We start from the raw sequence: 16,647 nt of genomic DNA on the forward strand, positions 1-16,647 counted from the left end.
CGCATCAGCCGGTCTCGAGGCGGAGTTCGCGGTCGCCGAGGGGTGCGAAGAAGCGGGCCACGTCCTCGTCGGTGACCTCGGCGAGGCCGGCCGGTGACCACCGGGGGCGGCGGTCCTTGTCGATCACTTGGGCACGGATGCCCTCCACCAGGTCCGGGCAGGTCAGGGCGGCGGCCGAGACGCGGAACTCCTGTCCCAGGACGTGCTCCAGCGAACCGAGCCGCCGGGCCCGGCGCAGGGCGGTCAGCGTGACCTTCAGCGCGGTGGGCGAGTTGGCGAGGAGGGCCTCGGCGGTCTCCTTGGCCGCCGGTACGCCGCTGGCGAGCAGGCGGTCCACGATCTCCTCGACGGTGTCGGCCGCATAGCAGTGGTCGATCCACTCCCGGTGGCCGTCCAGCGCGCCCGCCGGCGCCTCGCGGACGTACCGGGGCAGGATCTCCGCCACCGGGGTCGCGGCGAGGTCCTTGCCGAGCACCGGCAGCAGATCCGACGGTACGAAGTGGTCGGCGAGCCCGCACAGCAGGGCGTCGGCGGCGCCCACCGGTGCTCCCGTGAGCGCGAGATGGGTGCCGAGTTCGCCGGGGGCGAGACCCAGGAGGTAGGTGCCGCCCACGTCCGGGACGAAGCCGATGCCGGTCTCGGGCATGGCGACCTGGGAGCGTTCGGTGACGATCCGCACGCCGCCGTGGGACGAGACCCCGACGCCGCCGCCCATCACGATGCCGTCCATCAGGGCGACATACGGCTTGGGGTAGCGGGCGATACGGGCGTTGAGCCGGTATTCGTCACGCCAGAACGCCAGCGACGCGTCGCCGCCTCCCGTCGTGACGTCCTCGTGGACCGCGCGGATGTCGCCGCCCGCGCACAGCCCGCGCTCCCCCGCCCCGGTGATCACAACGGTCTCGACCGCCGGATCCCGCTCCCAGGCGGTGAGCGCCTCGGCGATCCGGGTCACCATGGGGTGGCTGAGGGCGTTGATGGCGCGCGGCCGGTTGAGGGTGAGGTATCCGGCGCGTCCCTCGGTGTGCAGCAGGACGGAGTCGTTGTCGGTCACCGGAGGACTCCCGTCCGTCCGGTGGCCACGATGAGGCGCATGATCTTGTTCGTTCCTTCCCAAGAGCCGGTGCACGCGTCGATCGCGAAGGATTGTCACGTAGCACGGTAGTGGCCGGTGGATCAGTGGCCGCGCGGGGCGTACATGATGACGGCCATCCCCGCGAGGCAGATCAGCGCCCCGATGACATCGAACCGGTCGGGGCGGTAGCCGTCGGCCACCATGCCCCAGGCGAGCGATCCGGCGACGAAGACGCCACCGTACGCGGCGAGGATGCGCCCGAAGTCGGCGTTCGGCTGGAGGGTGGCCACGAACCCGTACAGGCCCAGCGCGATCACACCGGCCCCGATCCAGATCCAGCCCCTGTGGTCACGCACCCCCTGCCAGACCAGCCAGGCACCGCCGATCTCGAACAGGGCGGCGACGATGAACAGGGCAACGGAGCGGGCGACAAGCACAGCGGGACTTTCTCTCGGCCAGGCGGCGGGGTGATCAGCTCGACGGTAAACCGTCGGCCCGCCGCGAAGGTCACCCCCTGGCCCGGTGGCCCCACAGGCCCTCTGGACAGGCCGCCGTCGCACCGGGAAAGGTTGGCGCCGACACACACCTGCAGGAACGGCCGTCCCGTCCCGCCGCGCCGGGCACACCCACCCCAAGGACACGTCTGATGAGTGCTCAGCCGCTGCCCACCAGCACCCCCGCCGCGGAGGGCGTCGACGCGCGCGGCGTACACGCCTTCCTCGACGCCATCGAGGCCACGCCGGGCATCGAACCCCACAGCCTGATGGTCCTGCGCCACGGCCGCCTGGTCGCCTCCGGCTGGTGGGCGCCCTACGCCGCCGACCGGCCGCATCTCCTCTACTCGCTCAGCAAGAGCTTCGCCGCCACGGCCGCCGGTCTCGCCGTCGCCGAGGGGCTGCTGCGCCTCGACGACCCCGTGGTGTCGTACTTCCCGGAGTTCGAGGCCGAGATCACCGATCCCGGCAGCCGCGCCATGCTCGTACGCCATGTCGCGTCCATGGCCAGCGGCCACCTCGCCGACACCGTGGACCAGGCGTTCTCCCTGGACCGGAACGAGCCCGTGCGCGGCTTCCTGCTGATTCCGCCGGATCGCGCACCCGGCACCGTGTTCGCGTACAACCAGCCCGCCACATACACGCTCGCCGCCCTCGTCCAGCGGGTGACCGGGCAGTCGCTGACGGACTATCTGCGGCCGCGCCTCTTCGACCCGCTGGGCATCGGCGAGACGGCCTGGCGGCAACACCCCGCCGGCCGCGACATCGGCTTCAGCGGACTGCACGCCACCACCGACGCGATCGCCCGGCTCGGCCTGCTCTATCTAAGGAACGGGATGTGGGAGGGGAAGCGGCTCCTCCCGGCCTCCTGGGTGGCGGAGGCGACGCGCCCGCACATCCCGACCGCGGACGCCATGGCCGAGGCGACACCGGACTGGCGGCAGGGGTACGGATTCCAGTTGTGGGCGTCCCGGCACGGATACCGGGGCGACGGGGCCTACGGGCAGTACTGCCTGGTGCTGCCCGAGCACGACGCCGTGGTCGCCACCACGGGCGCCACCGTGGAGATGCAGGCCCTGCTGGACGCGGTGTGGGAGCACCTCCTGCCGGCCTTCGGTGGCGCGCCGCTCGATGGCAGGGAGAGCGAGGACGCGGCGCTCCGGCGGCGGCTGTCCCAGCTCGCCCTCCCGCCGGTCCCCGCGAAGCCCGCGCCGCTCGCGGATCCGGCCGCCTGGTCCGGCGCGCGGTTCGCCCCGCAGGGCGGCACCTGCGGGGATCAGCCGACGCTGACGGAGGTGGCGGTGGCGGCGGACGGCGCGGGCGGCTGGAGCGTCTGCCTGGCCGAGGGCGAGTCCCGGCTCGACCTGGGGTTCGACGCGACGGGGTGGCGGGTCGACGCGGGTCCGGACGCGCCCGTCCCCACGGCGGTGAGCGGGGGCTGGACGGACCCGGACACGCTGATCGTCGAGGTGGTGTTCCTGGAGACCCCGCACCGTCTGGCCCTTACCTGCTCGCTCGACGGCCGTACGTTCACGGCCCGTTGGCCCACGACGCCCCTGCACCCCGGGCCGCTGCGCTCGTTCCGCGCGCCGCGCCCACGCCCGTCGGACGGCTGACGCCCCGCCGGGCCGGCCCGAGGCGCCCTGGGCCGGGTCGGCCATGTCCACGGTCCGGTCCGCGGGCGGCGTCCGCACCCTGATCGGCGCGCACGGCCGGCGGGTGGGCTGCCGAATGCCGGTCTCGGGGCGCCGACCTGCCGTACATCAGTGAAAATGGCTGAGGCGGCGAGACGCCGTGGCCGCGGGCCTTGGCCCGTGTTCCGCGGGGTACTCGCCACGGGCGTGACAGCGATCCTCGGGGCCCGGCGTTCAGGAGGACGATCATGGCTGTACCCGCATCGGCACGCTCCGGTGGCGCCCCCGCCCCACGGATGCTCGGGATCTATCTCAACGATCACCTGGCCGGCGCCACGGCCGGGGTCGGGCTGGTCCGGCGGATGGCCCGGGAGCACCGGCACTCGGCCTTCAGCGGCGAGCTGGCGAAGCTCGCGGTGGAGATCGCGGAGGACCGCAGGGCGCTGCTGTGGTGCATGGCCTCGCTCGATGTCCCCGTGCGCCGCTACAAGATCTACGGGGCGTGGGCGGGCGAGCGGGTCTCCCGGCTGAAGCCCAACGGCCGGCTGCGCCGCCGTTCCGGGCTGAGCACGGTCCTGGAGCTGGAGGCGCTCCGGCTGGGGGTGGAGGGCAAGGCGCTGCTGTGGCGCACGCTGCTCGCCGCGGCCGTCCACGAGCCCCGTCTGCATACCGACCGGCTCGCCGAGCTGCTGGACCGGGCGGGGCAGCAGCTCACGACCCTGGACTCCCTGCACTCCCGGGCCGTCTCGGCACTGGTGTCGCCCGACCATCGCCTTGGGGAGCCGGGGGCGGAAGCCGGGGCCCTGTCCGGGCGTCGTCAGCCGTCGCCCTCGTGACGCGGTCGGCCCTCTCGCGCCTCCCCTGGCGGCCCGATCGTGCCTCACCCGGCCGTCGGGGCGTGCTTCTCGTGCTTCACCCGGCGGTTCGGGGCGTGCTTCTCGTGCTTCACCCGGCGGTTCGGGGCGTGCTTCGGCCGGCTGTCCGGTCGTGCTTCACCCGGCGGTTCGGGGGCACCCGGCGGCCATGAACGGACTTCCTGGCGCCCCCGAGTCGTACTGGATGCACTCCGCGCCGAGCACCCCCCACCCGGCCCTCACCACGGACCTGGAGGTCGATGCCGCGGTCGTCGGCGGCGGTATCGCCGGCCTGAGCACCGCGTGGGAGCTGGCCCGCGCCGGCCGCAGCGTGGCGGTCCTGGAGGCCGACCGGATCGCCGCGGGTGTCACCGGCTGTACGACCGCCAAGCTCAGCGCGCTGCACACCCTCGTGTACGACCGGGTGCGCAGGACCCGCGGCGCGGAAGGAGCGCGGCTGTACGCGCAATCGCAGACGGACGCCGTGGAGCGGGCCGTCGCGATCGTGGACGAGCTCGGCGTGGACTGCGAGCTGGAGCGCGTCCCGGCGTTCACCTATGTCCAGGACCCGGCGCGCACCGACGAGATCCGGGCCGAGGCGGACGCGGCCCGGGAGGCCGGGCTGCCCGTCTCCTATGTGACGGAGACCGGGCTTCCGTATCCCGTCGCGGGCGCGGTCCGGGCCGAGGACCAAGCCCAGTTCCACCCCCGTAAGTACCTTCTCGCGCTCGCCGATGACCTGCGGGCACGCGGTGGGCTGATCCATGAGCGCACGCGCGCCATCGGGCTGGAGGAGGGCACCCCCTGCCGTATCACCACCGAGAACGGGGCGGTGGTCACGGCCGCGGACGTCGTCATCGCCACGCACTATCCGGTCTTCGACCGGGCGCTGTTGTTCGCCCGGCTCGCCCCGCACCGTGAGCTCGTCGTCGCCGCCCCGATCGCCGCCGACCGCGACCCGCACGGCGCGTACATCACCCCGGAGCAGAACAAGCGATCCGTGCGCACCGCCCCGTACGGCGACGGGCGGCGGCTGCTGATCGTCACCGGCGAGTCCTTCAAGCCCGGCACCGGGAACACCCCCGAGCGGTTCAAGAGGCTGGCCGACTGGGCCCGGGAACACTTCCCCGGCATCGACATCACGCACCGCTGGGCCGCCCAGGACAACGACCCCACCGACACCGTTCCGCTGGTCGGCCCCTTCCACCAGGGCGCGCGCCACACCTATGTCGCCACCGGCTTCGGCGGCTGGGGCATGAGCGGCGGCATTATGGCGGGCCGGCTACTCACCGCCCTCATCACCGGCGAGGAGCCGCCGTGGGCCGGGCTGTACGACCCGCGGCGGCTGTGGACCGCCCTGCGCGAGGCACCGGCGCTGCTCAAGCACCAGGTCGAGGTCGGACGGCACTTCATCGGCGATCGGCTACGGGCCACGCATGTCGACTCCCTCACCGACATCGCCCCCGGCACCGGAGCCCTCGTACGCCTCGATGGGCACCACCGCGCCGTGTACCGCGACGAGGACGGCACCATCCACGCCGTCTCCGCCCGCTGCACCCACCTCGGCTGCCTCGTCAACTTCAACGCCGCGGAACGGGCGTGGGAGTGCCCCTGCCATGGGTCGCGCTTCGGAATCGACGGCCGTGTCCTGCAGGGGCCGGCCATCCGTCCCCTCGAAGAGCTGTGACCTAGGACGCGTTGCACATGGCCACTCGCCATCCGGGTACGCGCCCATATGTCGTTGCCCCTCACCAGGTTGACAGTCGAAAGGACCACACCGTGCTGATGGCCCACCCGGTCGTACTTCGCAACCTCATCGAGCAGTACGCGACCCTCCAGGTGCTCCAGGCCGAATCGGGCAGCGCAGAGGTACGTCAGCGGATGGACGACCTCGCCTACACCCTGTGTGTGTCCACCGGCACCCGCGATGTGGACGCCGCCCTCATCGCCGCCCGGCACCGGCTGCCCGGCGCCCGCGTGGAGGACGACTCGGCGCTGACCGTCTGAGAACCCACGACTGCGGCGGTGGCCGCCGCACATTGCCCATCGGCCCGGCCGGAGACCCAGCGCCCCGCGCTGAGGTCCGGCCGGGCCGTGGCCGTGTCTCGGCCTCGACGATCTTCCGAGACCGGGCACACTCCCGGTGCCACACCTCGAACGCCTCGTCCGGGTCGGCGGTGTTGACGTCGAAGTCGGCGAACTCGGCGGCCCCCGGCGCCGTCCACGGGCTGCGGCTCTTCTCGCCGTTCAGCACATTACGGAACCAGCTGCGCTCGACCTCGGCCAGATGCCGCACCAGTCCGAGCAACGACAGCCCCGACGGCGGAACCGCCTTTGTTTTCAGCTGCTCGGTGGTCAGCCCGGCGCGCGTCATGGCCAACGTCCCGCGCGCCTGCCAGGACGTCGCGCGACCGCGAGGGGATCCCGACCATGTTCACCACCCCGGAATGTGTGGAAGCTGTCAAGAGTATGCGAATATATCTCCCTGATAGCTGAACAAATGATATTGGGGGGGCACTGATGACTCAGCCTGACGTGAGCGACAGACCGGGCAAGAAGCAGAAGGCGCTCGGATGCGGATGTCTCGGCCTGCTGGCGCTCTTTGTCATCGGGGGGATCGGCGCGGCGCTGGACGACGGCGACGGCAAGGACAAGAAGAACGACAAGCCGGCCGCGGTCGCCATGAGCGGCTCGCCCAGCGCCACGCCCAGCGCCTCGCCCAGCCCTTCGCCCACCCCGTCGGTACTGCGCAGCTCGGCCCCCGCAGTGACCAAGGTGCGGCTGCCGGACTACACCGGGCGGGGGCTGCAGGACGCGCAGGACGCGGCGCAGGAGTTGGGCTTCTACCGGCTCAGGAGCCACGATCTGGCAGGGCTGGACCGGTTCCAGGTGTGGGACCGCAACTGGCAGGTCTGCTCGCAGAGTCCGAAGCCCGGCCGGTTCGACAAGGACCGCGTGATCACGTTCAACGTGGTGAAGACGGACGAGAGCTGCTCGTACCGTGCGAGCGGTTCGTCCTCGTCGTCGTCCACCACCGGGGGCGGCGGGTCGTCGTCCACGAGCGGCGGCAGTTCGTCGTCGTCCGGCGGCAGTTCGTCATCGTCCGGCGGCGAGTCGGCCTCGTCCGGCGGTGGTTCGTCGTCGTCCGGCGGTGGTTCGGCCTCGTCCGGCGGCGGGTCGTCCAGCAGTACGGGCGGTATGAGCACGGGCGCCACGGCCCAGTGCAATGACGGCACATACTCCTATGCCGCGCATCATCAGGGCGCGTGCTCCCACCACGGTGGGGTTGCCGTCTTCTACCGGTAAGCCCCCCGGACCCTTCGGATACGCTCCACCAAGCCGTCGTGTGCCGGACCGAGGAGCCCCCACTGAGCAAGGATGTCGGCCGCCAACGCCCGTTGAGGACACTCGCGGCCACTGTCGCCCTCGCAACGGCCGGCCTGGTGGTCGAGATCGTTCGTGGCAGAGATCTTCTGGCTCTGGGGGTTCGCCGCCACCTCGGCCCGGATGACGACAGCGGCGCGGCGGGATCTTCCTGTTGCCGTTCGCCTTGGTGGCCGCGGTCGTTGTCGCCCTCGTCATCACGCTGACGCTCGTCATGCCGTCACTCTGGCTCGCCGGGCGCGCCGGGGCGCGCTTCGGCGGCCAGGGGGCGTGGTGGTGGCCACCGGCCATGGGCGTGGCCGTGTCGGCCGGCCCGGTAGCCGTGGTCGGATCGGCGGCCTGGCTGCTCGACGGCGGGGCGGCGCCGCCCGCCACCTATCTGTGGTGGTGGCTCGCGATCGCGGCCCTCGTCGTCCCTGCCGGACTGCCGGCCGGCCTCTCCCGCCGCCGCGGGACGCCCGATCCGGCGCCCGGTGCGCACCGTTCTCTTCCACGGCTGCGCGGGCATGGCGAGCGCCGACACGCACCACAAGCATCAGCTAACCTCGCCTACGCTGCCGCGTAGAACGCAAGCCCGTCCGTGTCTACCGGACCGGAGCAACTCCAACCAGCTCGAAACCGGGACGGTCGAACTGCTTGCGCACCCGCCCCTCGAAGGCCGTCGCCTTGTCACTGCCCGGTGCAACGTCGTAAGCGTCGGCGTACACGCTCCTGAGCGTGTCAAGGAGGTGCGCGGCCTCCCTGCCGACAGCTCGATACGGCCGCTGGGGGTGGCCGGCGGATAGCGCATCCCTTGACCTCGCCCTTTCTCTTGCGTCTCTCCCATCTCCCGGTTCCTCGCTCTGTCGCTCTTACTCTTCCTCGGCCAATCGAGGCTCGGCATGGAGCCGCTGGAGCGGGCCGGGTCTCCGCGCGTCGCGGAGACCCCCGCGCGGCTTCACTACAATCGCGGGGCAGCGAAGCCCTGTTCAGCAGAGGCTGAGGGCTGCACGATGGCACTCGGCGTCAGGCGGGCACCGCGGCCGGCCGCGGTGCCCGCGGTGGAACGAAAGGCCGCAATCCCATGCGTACCCAGCACCCCCGCGACGCCGATCCTCTGGCCGCGCTGAGCCCCTTCGAGTCGGCGCGTCTTATGGCGGTCATGCGCGATACGGCGCTGAGCCGCGGTCATCTCCCGCTGCCGGCACGCCCCGTGATCGGGGCGTCCTGGGACCGTGTGCTGCGGCTCGGCCTCGACCCGGACCACGGGCGCGTCCCGCTCCCGCTCGGCCTGGACGAACTGGAGCGGCGGCGGAAGGAGACCCGGCTGGCCGATGTGCTGCCCACCCTGCACAGCGGGCTGCTGGAGGCGGCGGAGGCGGCCGGCCACATCATGGTCATCGCCGATGCCGACGGCCGGATCCTGTGGATCGACGGCCATCGCGGGATCCGCCGGCACGCCGCCGAGGGCATCGCGCTCGTCGAGGGCTCCCATTGGGCCGAGGACGTCGCCGGGACCAGCGGGATCGGTACCGCGCTCGCCGTCAGGTCCCCCGTACGGGTGCATTCGGCGGAGCACTTCGTCCGCGCCTTCCACACCTGGAGCTGTGCGGCCGCCCCGGTGCGCGACGCCCGGGACGGACGGCTGCTGGGCGTCGTCGACATCAGCGGTCCGGCCGCCACCGCCCATCCGACGGTGCTCTCCCTGGTCACCGCGACCGCCCGGTGGGCCGAGGGCGAACTGCGCCTGGCCCACAGCCGCGAGCTCGACGCGGTGCGCGCCATCGCCGCGCCCGTACTGGCGCGCATCCACGGCAAGGCCGTCGTGGTCGACCGGCACGGCTGGGTCGCCGGGGTGACCGGGGTGACCCCGCGCGACCGCCGGCTGCTGCTGCCCAAGGCGGCGCACGACGGGCGGGTCTGGCTGCCCGCGCTCGGGATGTGCGCGGTGGAGCCGCTGCCCGGCGGCCATCTGCTGCGGGTGCTGGACGGGGAGGACGACGAGCACGGCGCCCCGGCCCGCCAGGGCCGCCTGGTGCTGGACGTACGCCATCCGCACCACTGGTCGCTGACCTTCTCGGGCCCGTCCGGCACCTGGACGCATCAGCTCAGCGCCCGCCACGCCGAGGTGCTGCTGGTGCTCGCCGCGCACCCCGAAGGGCGTACGGCGGCCCAGCTCGCCCAGGACCTGTTCGGGGATCCGACGCGGACGGTCACGGTACGGGCCGCGATGTCACGGCTGCGCGGACGGCTCGGGGCGGTGCTCGCGCACCGCCCCTACCGGATCGCCGACGGGATCCGCCTCGACGTCACCAAGCCGGACCGCCCCGACAAGCTGCTCCCCTTCAGCGCCGCCCCGGCGGTCGGCCGGCTGCGGAGGAACGGGGACGCCGCCGGGTGACGCGGCCCCGGCGCTTGCGGGCCAGCGCTTTGACGGCCAGCGCCTTGCGGGCCAGCGCTTGCGGGCCAGCGCTTGACGCGGTGTCAGCGCCGGCGCGTCGGCGGGGACGTCACGGTCGCCGGGCAGATCGTGTTCGCGGCGGTAGCACGGTGGCGGTCATGGCGGTGCGGTGTTCCTTACGCGAGCGGCGGGGCGGGTCAGCGGTGCCGGGCGGGACCGGGCGACACCGCTACGCGGCGGGCGGGGTGAGGGCGAGGGCGTCGGTGGCGCGCAGCGAGCCGACCGTGGTGCCGCCGCCGTGGACGGGGCTGGTGGCGAACCCGGCGAGGACGGCGGGGTCGATACCGCAGTGGGCGAGGGCCGCCGCGGTCACCGGCATCCGGGCGCGGTCCGCGCCGTCGGCGATCTTCACGGCGACGGCCCGGCCGTCGGGCAGCGCGGCGACCTGGACGCCCTCGAAGCCGTCCTTGGCGATCAGCCCCGGCACGGCGCGCATCAGCCGGGCGACGTCCCGGCCGGTGCCGGAGACCATCTCCGGGTAGGCGCGCAGGGCGGAGGCGACCCGGCCCTCGGGGGTGTCCATGGCGGCCGAGGCGATCCGCGCGAGGGCCCGCGCGAGGCCGTGCGGGGAGACGGAGAACAGCGGTGCGCCACAGCCGTCGACCGTGACCTGGGCGATGCGCTGGCCGGTCAGGTCCTCCACGGTTTCGGCGATCAGCCGCTGCAGCGGATGGGCCGGGTCGAGATAGTTCTCCAGCGACCAGCCGCGCAGCCGCGCCGTCAGCAGCATCGCGGCGTGCTTGCCGGAGCAGTTCTGGGCGAGCCGGGTGGGCTCGCCGCCGTCGCGCAGCCAGGCGTCGCGCTGCGCTGCGCCGTACGGCAGATCGGGTACGTTGCGCAGCTCGTCCTCGGTGAGGCCGGCCTGGTCGAGGATGCGCCGCGCCCCGGCCAGATGCCGCTCCTCGCCGGAGTGGCTGGCGGCGGCGAGGGACAGCAGTTCGCCGTCGAGCGGCAGTCCGGCCCGCAGCAGGGCGACGGCCTGGAGGGGCTTGAGCGCGGAGCGCGGATAGAACGCCACCTCGATGTCGCCGGCCTGGAACTCCACCCGGCCGTCGGCGGCCAGCACGACGGCCGTGCCGTGGTGGACGCCTTCGATGACGCCGGCGCGTACGACGTGGGCGAGCGGCACATGGCGGGGTTCGCGGATGGCGGGGGGCTCGGCCGGGGTGCGGCGGGTCGCGTCGGCGGGCCGTCCGAGGGGGGTGTTCATGGTGGTGCTCTCGTGGTCGGGGGTGTTCACGGGATGGTTCGGGTCCAGGGGTGCCTGGTCGGGGAGGTTCATGGAGAAACGATTCCTCAGGTGGTGTTCATCCGGCCGCGTACGCAGAACCAGCCGATGACCAGGGCCGCCGCAATCGCCGGAAGCGCCAGGACGGTGAGCCGGCTGGGCCCGCCGTCGGCCCACATCAGGACCGGGACGGGGGCGAGGAAGCCCAAGGTGACGATCTCGGTGTACGGGGAGCCGGGGAGCCGGTAGCCGGGCCGGGAGATCCGACCGTCCTGGACGCGCCGCCGGAAGCGCAGATGACAGAGCATGATCACTCCCCAGGTGGAGAGGATGCCGAGCGCCGCGAAGTTGAGCACGATCTCGAACGCCTTGCTCGGCACCACATAGTTGAGGCCGGCGCCCAGCACACAGAAGAAGGAGGTGAGGAGGATGCCTCCGCAGGGGACATGGGTGCGGCTCTTCGCGCCGGTGAACTTGGGCGCGGAGCCGGACATCGCCATCGAGGTTCTTCTTGCCGGAAGGACTGCTTGCTCATGCCTGCCGTCCGCCTTACGTCGGTATGTCTGTACGGCCGTCCACCGGGGCGGGCCGCACGATGGAGGTCAGGGTGGACTCGACACGCTCGAGGTGGTGGGTCATCGCCTCCACCGCGTCGCGTTCGGACCCGTCGGCGAGTGCCTCGACGATCGCCCGGTGTTCCCGGTTCGACTGCTCGCGGCGGCCGCCGAGCTCATTGAGGAAGGCCGACTGCCGGGCCAGGGCATCGCGGATCTCCTCGATAACCCTGCGGAAGACCGGATTCTGCGCGGCCTGGGCGACGGTGAGATGGAACAGTGTGTCCATCGCCACCCATGCCGTGGTGTCGGCCTCCCGCTCCATCCGCGCCAGCAGATGGTTGAGGTGGTCGAGATCCCCGGCCGAGCGGCGCAGCGCCGCGTACCCGGCCACCGGGATCTCGATATGCCTCCGCACCTCCATCAGGTCACTGGCCGCGTAGTCGCCGAAGGTGGGGTCCTCCACCGGCCCGCTGGAGATGACGAATGTGCCCTTGCCGGTGCGTGAGGCGGTCAGCCCCATGGTCTGCAGGGCCCGCAGGGCCTCGCGGAGCACCGGCCGGCTCACCTCCAGCCGACGGCACAGCTCCGCCTCGGAGGGGAGCTTGTCCCCCACCGCGTAGTCACCGCGCTCGATCGCGCTCCGGAGGTGGGTGAGAACCGCTTCCATCGCGCTGACGCGGCGGGGGTACTCACCTGTCTGGCTGTCTGACAAGTTCACGCGCCGATCCTCAGCCGTACACCGGAGAGTTGTCAAGGGCCTCATTCCGGGACCACCGACCCCTCTCCACGCCCCTTGACAGGGACTTTCGCCCCTACAGGTCGTGGTCGACGACGACCGGTCGCCCTGGCTGGGCCGAGAAGGGCGTCACCGCTCGCCGTGGCACGGCTGACCACCGGGGAAGCCCGGGAGTCATAGTATTTAAGGGGAATGTATCCGCAGATGGGACGGGTGCGATGGCCATCTCCGAGGGAATCGCGCCGACCGAGGCGCATGTCCCCTTCGACATGGCCGATGCGGCGACGGTGCTGATCGACGCCGCGGGGACCATCGTTGGCTGGACCACAGCGGCGGAGGGTCTGCTCGGCTATCCGGCGGCCGAGGTGATGAAGCGGCCGGCCTCGATCCTGCTGGCGTCGGCCGACGACGCGGCCAAGGCCGCGGTCATCGCGGAACAGTGCCGTGTGCACGGCAGTTGGGGCGGGCTCCAGGAGATCCGGCACCGGGACGGCCGGCGGGTCGAGGTGGGGCTGCGGATCTCCTCGATGCGCGAGCCGGGCGGCGATGTCTGCTGGCTGGTCTCCGGGATCGGCATGGGGGCCGCGGCGACCATGGGCCGGCCGCGCACCGCCGTCCATACGCTCGCCGATATGGATCTGCCCCCAGAGGAGCTGCTGGCCCACCTCGACGACCTGGTCATCCGGCTCACCGAGGAGACCGGCCAGGAGGGCGTGGCCGCCGCGGTGCTGGGCGCCACCTGTCTGTGCGCGGTCTACGACCCGGTCACCCGGCGGTGCACGCTGGCCCGCGCGGGACATCCCACCCCCGCCATCGTGGATCCCGGGGGCGAGGTCACCTTCCCCCCGCTGCCCGCCGGTCCCCCGCTCGGGCTCGGGTCGCTGCCGTTCGAATCCGCGGAGCTGGAGCTGCCCGCCGGCTCCCTGATCGCCCTGTACACCGACGGGCTCATCGAGACCTGCGACCAGGACATCGACGTCGGGCTCGGCCGGCTGAGCAACGCCCTCGGCCAGCCCGGCCTGCCGCTCGAAGAGCTCTGCTCGACCGTCGTCGACACCCTGCTGGCCTCCCCGCAGTCCGACGATGTGGCGCTGCTGCTGGCCCGTACGCACACCCTCGGCGCCGGCCATGTCGTCTCCTGGGACCTGCCCTGCGACCCGGCCGTCGTCGCCGGCGCCCGCTCCCTGGCCGTCGGCCAGCTCACCGTATGGGGCCTTGACGACATGGTGATGACCACCGAGCTGATCGTCAGCGAGCTGGTCACCAACGCCATCCGGCACGGCACGGGCCCCATCCGGCTGCGGCTGATCCGCCATGAGGTGCTCAGCTGCGAGGTCGCCGACGCCAGCAGCACCTCCCCGCGGCTGCGCCACGCCCGTACGACGGACGAGGGCGGCCGCTGGCTGTTCCTCGTCGCCCAGATGACCCGCCGCTGGGGGACCCGCTACACCGAGGGCGGCAAGCTCATCTGGGCCGAACAAGACCTTCCGGCACCGGCATGAGACACGCTCCGGCGCGGCCGCGCCCTGTCCATGATCGCCTCACTCCTCCACACTGGTCATATGCCAGGAGGAGGGGGGCATCCGGCGTGCGGAGGTCGGTCGGCGGCGGGGACCGGTGGGGGCGTCGGCTCGCCTCCCCGTGGTGGCGCGGCGGTATCGCGGTGCTGGCGGGGGCGCTGCCCGCGCTCGCGTTTCCCGAGCCGTCGCTGTGGTGGTGGGCCTACGGCGCCCTGGTGCCATGGCTGCTGCTGGCGCGCTCGGCGCCCACCGGACGCCGGGCCGCGCTGGACGGCTGGCTGGGCGGGACCGGCTTTCTGCTCGCGGTGCACCACTGGCTGATGCCGAGCCTGCATGTGTTCATCGTGGTCCTGGCCGCGCTGCTGGGGTTGCTGTGGGTGCCCTGGGGCTGGCTGACGCACCGGCTGCTGCACGGGCGGCCGGGGCCGGGCCGGGTGGGCGCGGCGCTGGTGCTGCTGCCGTCCGCGTGGCTGCTGGCGGAGCTCGTACGGTCCTGGCAGTACCTCGGCGGGCCGTGGGGGCTGCTCGGCGCGAGCCAGTGGCAGGTGGAGCCCGCACTGCGGCTGGCGTCGGTGGGCGGCGTCTGGCTGCTCGGCCTGCTGCTGGTGATGGTGAACGTCGCGCTGGCCGTGCTGATCACGGTGCCCGGCGCCCGTATGGTGGCGCTCGCCGGGCTCACGGCGTGCGGCGCCACCGCGGCCGGGGTGTGGGCGTGGGTGCCGGTCGCGAAGGAGACCGGTACGGCGCGGATCGCGGTGGTGCAGCCGGGGGTGATCCAGGGTCCCGGGCCCCGTTTCGAGCGCAGTGCTGAGCTCACCCGGCAGCTGGCCGGCCGCCATCTCGACCTCGTGGTGTGGGGCGAGAGCAGCGTCGGCGCGGATCTGACCGCGAAACCCCAGCTGAGCCGGCGACTGGCCGAGCTGTCCCGGACGGTGGGCGCGGATCTGCTGGTGAACGTGGACGCGCGGCGCAGCGACCGGCCGGGGATCTACAAGAGCTCGGTGCTGATCGGTCCGCACGGCCCGACCGGCGAGCGGTACGACAAGATGCGGCTGGTGCCCTTCGGCGAGTACATCCCGGCCCGGCCGCTGCTGGGCTGGGCCACCTCGGTGGGCAAGGCGGCGGGCGAGGACCGCCACCGGGGCACGGAGCAGGTGGTGATGCGGCTGCCGGACGGCCTTCGGGTCGGGCCGCTGGTCTGCTTCGAGTCCGCCTTCCCGGACATGAGTCGCGCTCTGACGCGGGACGGGGCGCAGGTGCTGGTCGTCCAGTCCGCGACCTCGACCTTCCAGGACAGCTGGGCGCCCGCGCAGCACGCCTCGCTCGCCGCGCTGCGCGCCGCCGAGACCTGGCGGCCGATGGTGCACGCCACGCTGACCGGGGTGAGCGCCGTCCACGGGCCGCGCGGCGAGCCGGTGGATCACCGGATGTCCACCGACACCAGCGCGGCGACCGTCTACGCGGTGCCACTGAGCCAGGGCACGAGCCCGTACGTCCGGATGGGGCCCTGGCCGGTCTACGGGGCGCTGGCCGCGCTCGCCGCCTTCTGCGCGGTGGAGGGGGTCCGCGTGCTCAGACGGCCCTCGGGCCGCTGAACTCCACCGCGTCCTTGATCACCCGCTCGCACAGCTCATGCGTGCGCAGCGCGTCCTCGGCGCTGAGCCGGGTGCCGGAGCGCACGGTGTTCAGGAAGGCGTCGGTGATCTGCTCGATCCCGCGCTGCCGGGCGACCGGCACCCAGTCGCCGCGCCGCCGCACGCTCGGCTGGCCCTTGTGATCGACGACCTCGGCGAGGTTCAGCACCTGCCGCTTGGTGTCGTGCCCCGAGACCTCCAGCACCTCCTCGGCGGAGCCGCTCATCCGGTTCATCACACCGAGCGCGGTGAACCCGTCGCCGGACAGCTGAAGGACGACGTGATGCATCAGGCCGTCGCGGATCCGGGCGCGCACATCGATGTGGTCGACCGGGCCGGGCGCGAGGAAGCGCAGCGTGTCGACGACATGGATGAAGTCGTCCAGGACGAGCGTGCGCGGATCCTCGGCGAGGCCGACGCGGTTCTTCTGCATCAGGATCAGATCGCGCGGATGGTCCAGACACTGGGCGTACCCGGGGGCGTAACGCCGGTTGAAGCCGACCATCAGCCCCACCTCCCGCTCCTCGGCCAGCCGCACGATCCGCTCACTGTCGCCGAGGTGATACGCGAGCGGCTTGTCCACATACGTCGGCACCGCCTCGATCAGCCGGGTGACGAGCTCGGCGTGGACGGCGGTGGGGGCGTGCACGAAGGCGGCGTCGAGACCGGCGGCGAGGAGCGAGTCGAGGTCGGCATGGCGCTGGCAGTCAGGAACGCGGTGGACCTCGCCGACCCGCTCCAGGGTGGCCGCGGTACGCGTGCACAGATGCGGCTCAAGGCCGGGCCGGGCCATGAGCACGGGCAGGTAGGCCTTCTGTGCGATGTCCCCGAGCCCGATGCAGCCGACCCTCACGATGATGCCTCCCGGTGCGCTTCCCGCCGCTTGGATGGGTGCCGATCCTACGACCGGGGGTGCGGCGCCTCTGCCGCTCCCCGGCCCCGCGCCCCGCCACCGCGCCGACACGCGCGACACGCCGGCGGCAACCCACCCGCGGCGGCCGGGCGGACGAGCGCGCGGCGCCCACGGCTCGCCGGCCCCGCACGCACATCGCCCACGCTCCCTGGTCCGCTTGACCGGGCACGGGCGCGCC

At 72.7% G+C, this 16,647-nt stretch carries 13 protein-coding genes and 3 pseudogenes; 9 read left to right on the forward strand and 7 right to left on the reverse strand.

Annotation, left to right across the window (positions count from 1 at the left end):
* Nucleotides 1-4: 4 nt before the first annotated feature.
* On the reverse strand, nucleotides 5-1,054 hold the full coding sequence (locus tag ABZS71_RS29180) for an enoyl-CoA hydratase/isomerase family protein (RefSeq protein WP_356214871.1): 1,050 nt from the start codon (nucleotides 1,052-1,054) through the stop codon (nucleotides 5-7).
* Between the two features lie 122 nt (nucleotides 1,055-1,176).
* Nucleotides 1,177-1,512, reverse strand: coding sequence for a YnfA family protein (locus ABZS71_RS29185; RefSeq protein WP_355859582.1), 336 nt, complete (start codon nucleotides 1,510-1,512; stop codon nucleotides 1,177-1,179).
* Between the two features lie 209 nt (nucleotides 1,513-1,721).
* Between ABZS71_RS29185 and ABZS71_RS29190 the strand changes: the two genes are divergently transcribed.
* From ABZS71_RS29190 to ABZS71_RS29205, 4 genes are all read left to right on the forward strand, one after another.
* Nucleotides 1,722-3,185, forward strand: coding sequence for a serine hydrolase domain-containing protein (locus ABZS71_RS29190; RefSeq protein WP_356214873.1), 1,464 nt, complete (start codon nucleotides 1,722-1,724; stop codon nucleotides 3,183-3,185).
* Nucleotides 3,186-3,451: 266 nt separating this feature from the next.
* Nucleotides 3,452-4,039 carry a hypothetical protein gene (locus ABZS71_RS29195; protein WP_356214875.1) on the forward strand — a complete coding sequence of 196 codons (588 nt, stop codon included), beginning with the start codon at nucleotides 3,452-3,454 and terminating at the stop codon, nucleotides 4,037-4,039.
* A gap of 187 nt (nucleotides 4,040-4,226) precedes the next feature.
* Nucleotides 4,227-5,744 carry an FAD-dependent oxidoreductase gene (locus tag ABZS71_RS29200; protein ID WP_356214877.1) on the forward strand — a complete coding sequence of 506 codons (1,518 nt, stop codon included), beginning with the start codon at nucleotides 4,227-4,229 and terminating at the stop codon, nucleotides 5,742-5,744.
* A gap of 92 nt (nucleotides 5,745-5,836) precedes the next feature.
* Nucleotides 5,837-6,064, forward strand: coding sequence for a DUF5133 domain-containing protein (locus ABZS71_RS29205; protein ID WP_356214879.1), 228 nt, complete (start codon nucleotides 5,837-5,839; stop codon nucleotides 6,062-6,064).
* On the opposite strand, the pseudogene ABZS71_RS29210 reads toward ABZS71_RS29205, so the two are convergent.
* Nucleotides 6,000-6,440, reverse strand: a pseudogene (locus ABZS71_RS29210) (DUF664 domain-containing protein); the annotation flags it as partial. The gene ABZS71_RS29205 and the pseudogene ABZS71_RS29210 overlap by 65 nt on opposite strands.
* Nucleotides 6,441-6,592: 152 nt before the next feature.
* On the opposite strand from ABZS71_RS29210, the gene ABZS71_RS29215 reads away from it, so the two are divergent.
* From ABZS71_RS29215 to ABZS71_RS29225, 3 genes are all read left to right on the forward strand, one after another.
* Nucleotides 6,593-7,363 carry a DUF3761 domain-containing protein gene (locus tag ABZS71_RS29215; protein ID WP_356214881.1) on the forward strand — a complete coding sequence of 257 codons (771 nt, stop codon included), beginning with the start codon at nucleotides 6,593-6,595 and terminating at the stop codon, nucleotides 7,361-7,363.
* A gap of 232 nt (nucleotides 7,364-7,595) precedes the next feature.
* On the forward strand, nucleotides 7,596-8,006 hold the full coding sequence (locus ABZS71_RS29220) for a hypothetical protein (protein ID WP_356214883.1): 411 nt from the start codon (nucleotides 7,596-7,598) through the stop codon (nucleotides 8,004-8,006).
* Nucleotides 8,007-8,504: 498 nt separating this feature from the next.
* Nucleotides 8,505-9,821, forward strand: a complete 1,317-nt coding sequence (locus tag ABZS71_RS29225; protein WP_355859234.1) for a GAF domain-containing protein — start codon at nucleotides 8,505-8,507, stop codon at nucleotides 9,819-9,821.
* Nucleotides 9,822-10,050: 229 nt separating this feature from the next.
* Here the strand turns inward: ABZS71_RS29225 and ABZS71_RS29230 are convergent, their stop codons facing one another.
* The 3 genes and pseudogenes from ABZS71_RS29230 to ABZS71_RS29240 all read right to left on the reverse strand — a co-directional run bounded on the left by ABZS71_RS29230 (nucleotide 10,051) and on the right by ABZS71_RS29240 (nucleotide 12,333).
* The gene (locus ABZS71_RS29230; protein WP_356214916.1) at nucleotides 10,051-11,091 is read right to left on the reverse strand and encodes an asparaginase; all 1,041 of its coding nucleotides are present in this window, start codon (nucleotides 11,089-11,091) and stop codon (nucleotides 10,051-10,053) included.
* A gap of 86 nt (nucleotides 11,092-11,177) precedes the next feature.
* Nucleotides 11,178-11,612 (reverse strand): annotated as a pseudogene (locus ABZS71_RS29235) (L-asparagine permease); the annotation flags it as partial.
* Between the two features lie 46 nt (nucleotides 11,613-11,658).
* The gene (locus ABZS71_RS29240) at nucleotides 11,659-12,333 is read right to left on the reverse strand and encodes a FadR/GntR family transcriptional regulator (protein ID WP_356214918.1); all 675 of its coding nucleotides are present in this window, start codon (nucleotides 12,331-12,333) and stop codon (nucleotides 11,659-11,661) included.
* 353 nt (nucleotides 12,334-12,686) lie between these two features.
* On the opposite strand from ABZS71_RS29240, the pseudogene ABZS71_RS29245 reads away from it, so the two are divergent.
* Together ABZS71_RS29245 and lnt are read left to right on the forward strand one after the other, a co-directional pair.
* Nucleotides 12,687-13,904 (forward strand): annotated as a pseudogene (locus ABZS71_RS29245) (SpoIIE family protein phosphatase); the annotation flags it as partial.
* Between the two features lie 86 nt (nucleotides 13,905-13,990).
* Complete coding sequence (gene lnt / locus ABZS71_RS29250) at nucleotides 13,991-15,517, forward strand: apolipoprotein N-acyltransferase (RefSeq protein ID WP_355859232.1); 1,527 nt, start codon at nucleotides 13,991-13,993, stop codon at nucleotides 15,515-15,517.
* Here the strand turns inward: lnt and ABZS71_RS29255 are convergent.
* On the reverse strand, nucleotides 15,495-16,409 hold the full coding sequence (locus ABZS71_RS29255) for a Gfo/Idh/MocA family oxidoreductase (protein ID WP_356214885.1): 915 nt from the start codon (nucleotides 16,407-16,409) through the stop codon (nucleotides 15,495-15,497). The genes lnt and ABZS71_RS29255 overlap by 23 nt on opposite strands.
* Nucleotides 16,410-16,647 lie beyond the last annotated feature (238 nt).

This window comes from Streptomyces sp. NPDC005393 (assembly GCF_040606675.1).
Classification (GTDB): domain Bacteria; phylum Actinomycetota; class Actinomycetes; order Streptomycetales; family Streptomycetaceae; genus Streptomyces.

Bases quoted from the DNA above. Each gene is read 5' to 3' on its own strand.
- ABZS71_RS29190 (WP_356214873.1), top strand. From the start codon at position 1,722: ATGAGTGCTCAGCCGCTGCCCACCAGCACCCCCGCCGCGGAGGGCGTC.
- ABZS71_RS29195 (WP_356214875.1), top strand. From the start codon at position 3,452: ATGGCTGTACCCGCATCGGCACGCTCCGGTGGCGCCCCCGCCCCACGG.
- ABZS71_RS29200 (WP_356214877.1), top strand. From the start codon at position 4,227: ATGAACGGACTTCCTGGCGCCCCCGAGTCGTACTGGATGCACTCCGCG.
- ABZS71_RS29225 (WP_355859234.1), top strand. From the start codon at position 8,505: ATGCGTACCCAGCACCCCCGCGACGCCGATCCTCTGGCCGCGCTGAGC.
- ABZS71_RS29230 (WP_356214916.1), bottom strand. From the start codon at position 11,091: ATGAACACCCCCCTCGGACGGCCCGCCGACGCGACCCGCCGCACCCCG.
- ABZS71_RS29240 (WP_356214918.1), bottom strand. From the start codon at position 12,333: ATGGAAGCGGTTCTCACCCACCTCCGGAGCGCGATCGAGCGCGGTGAC.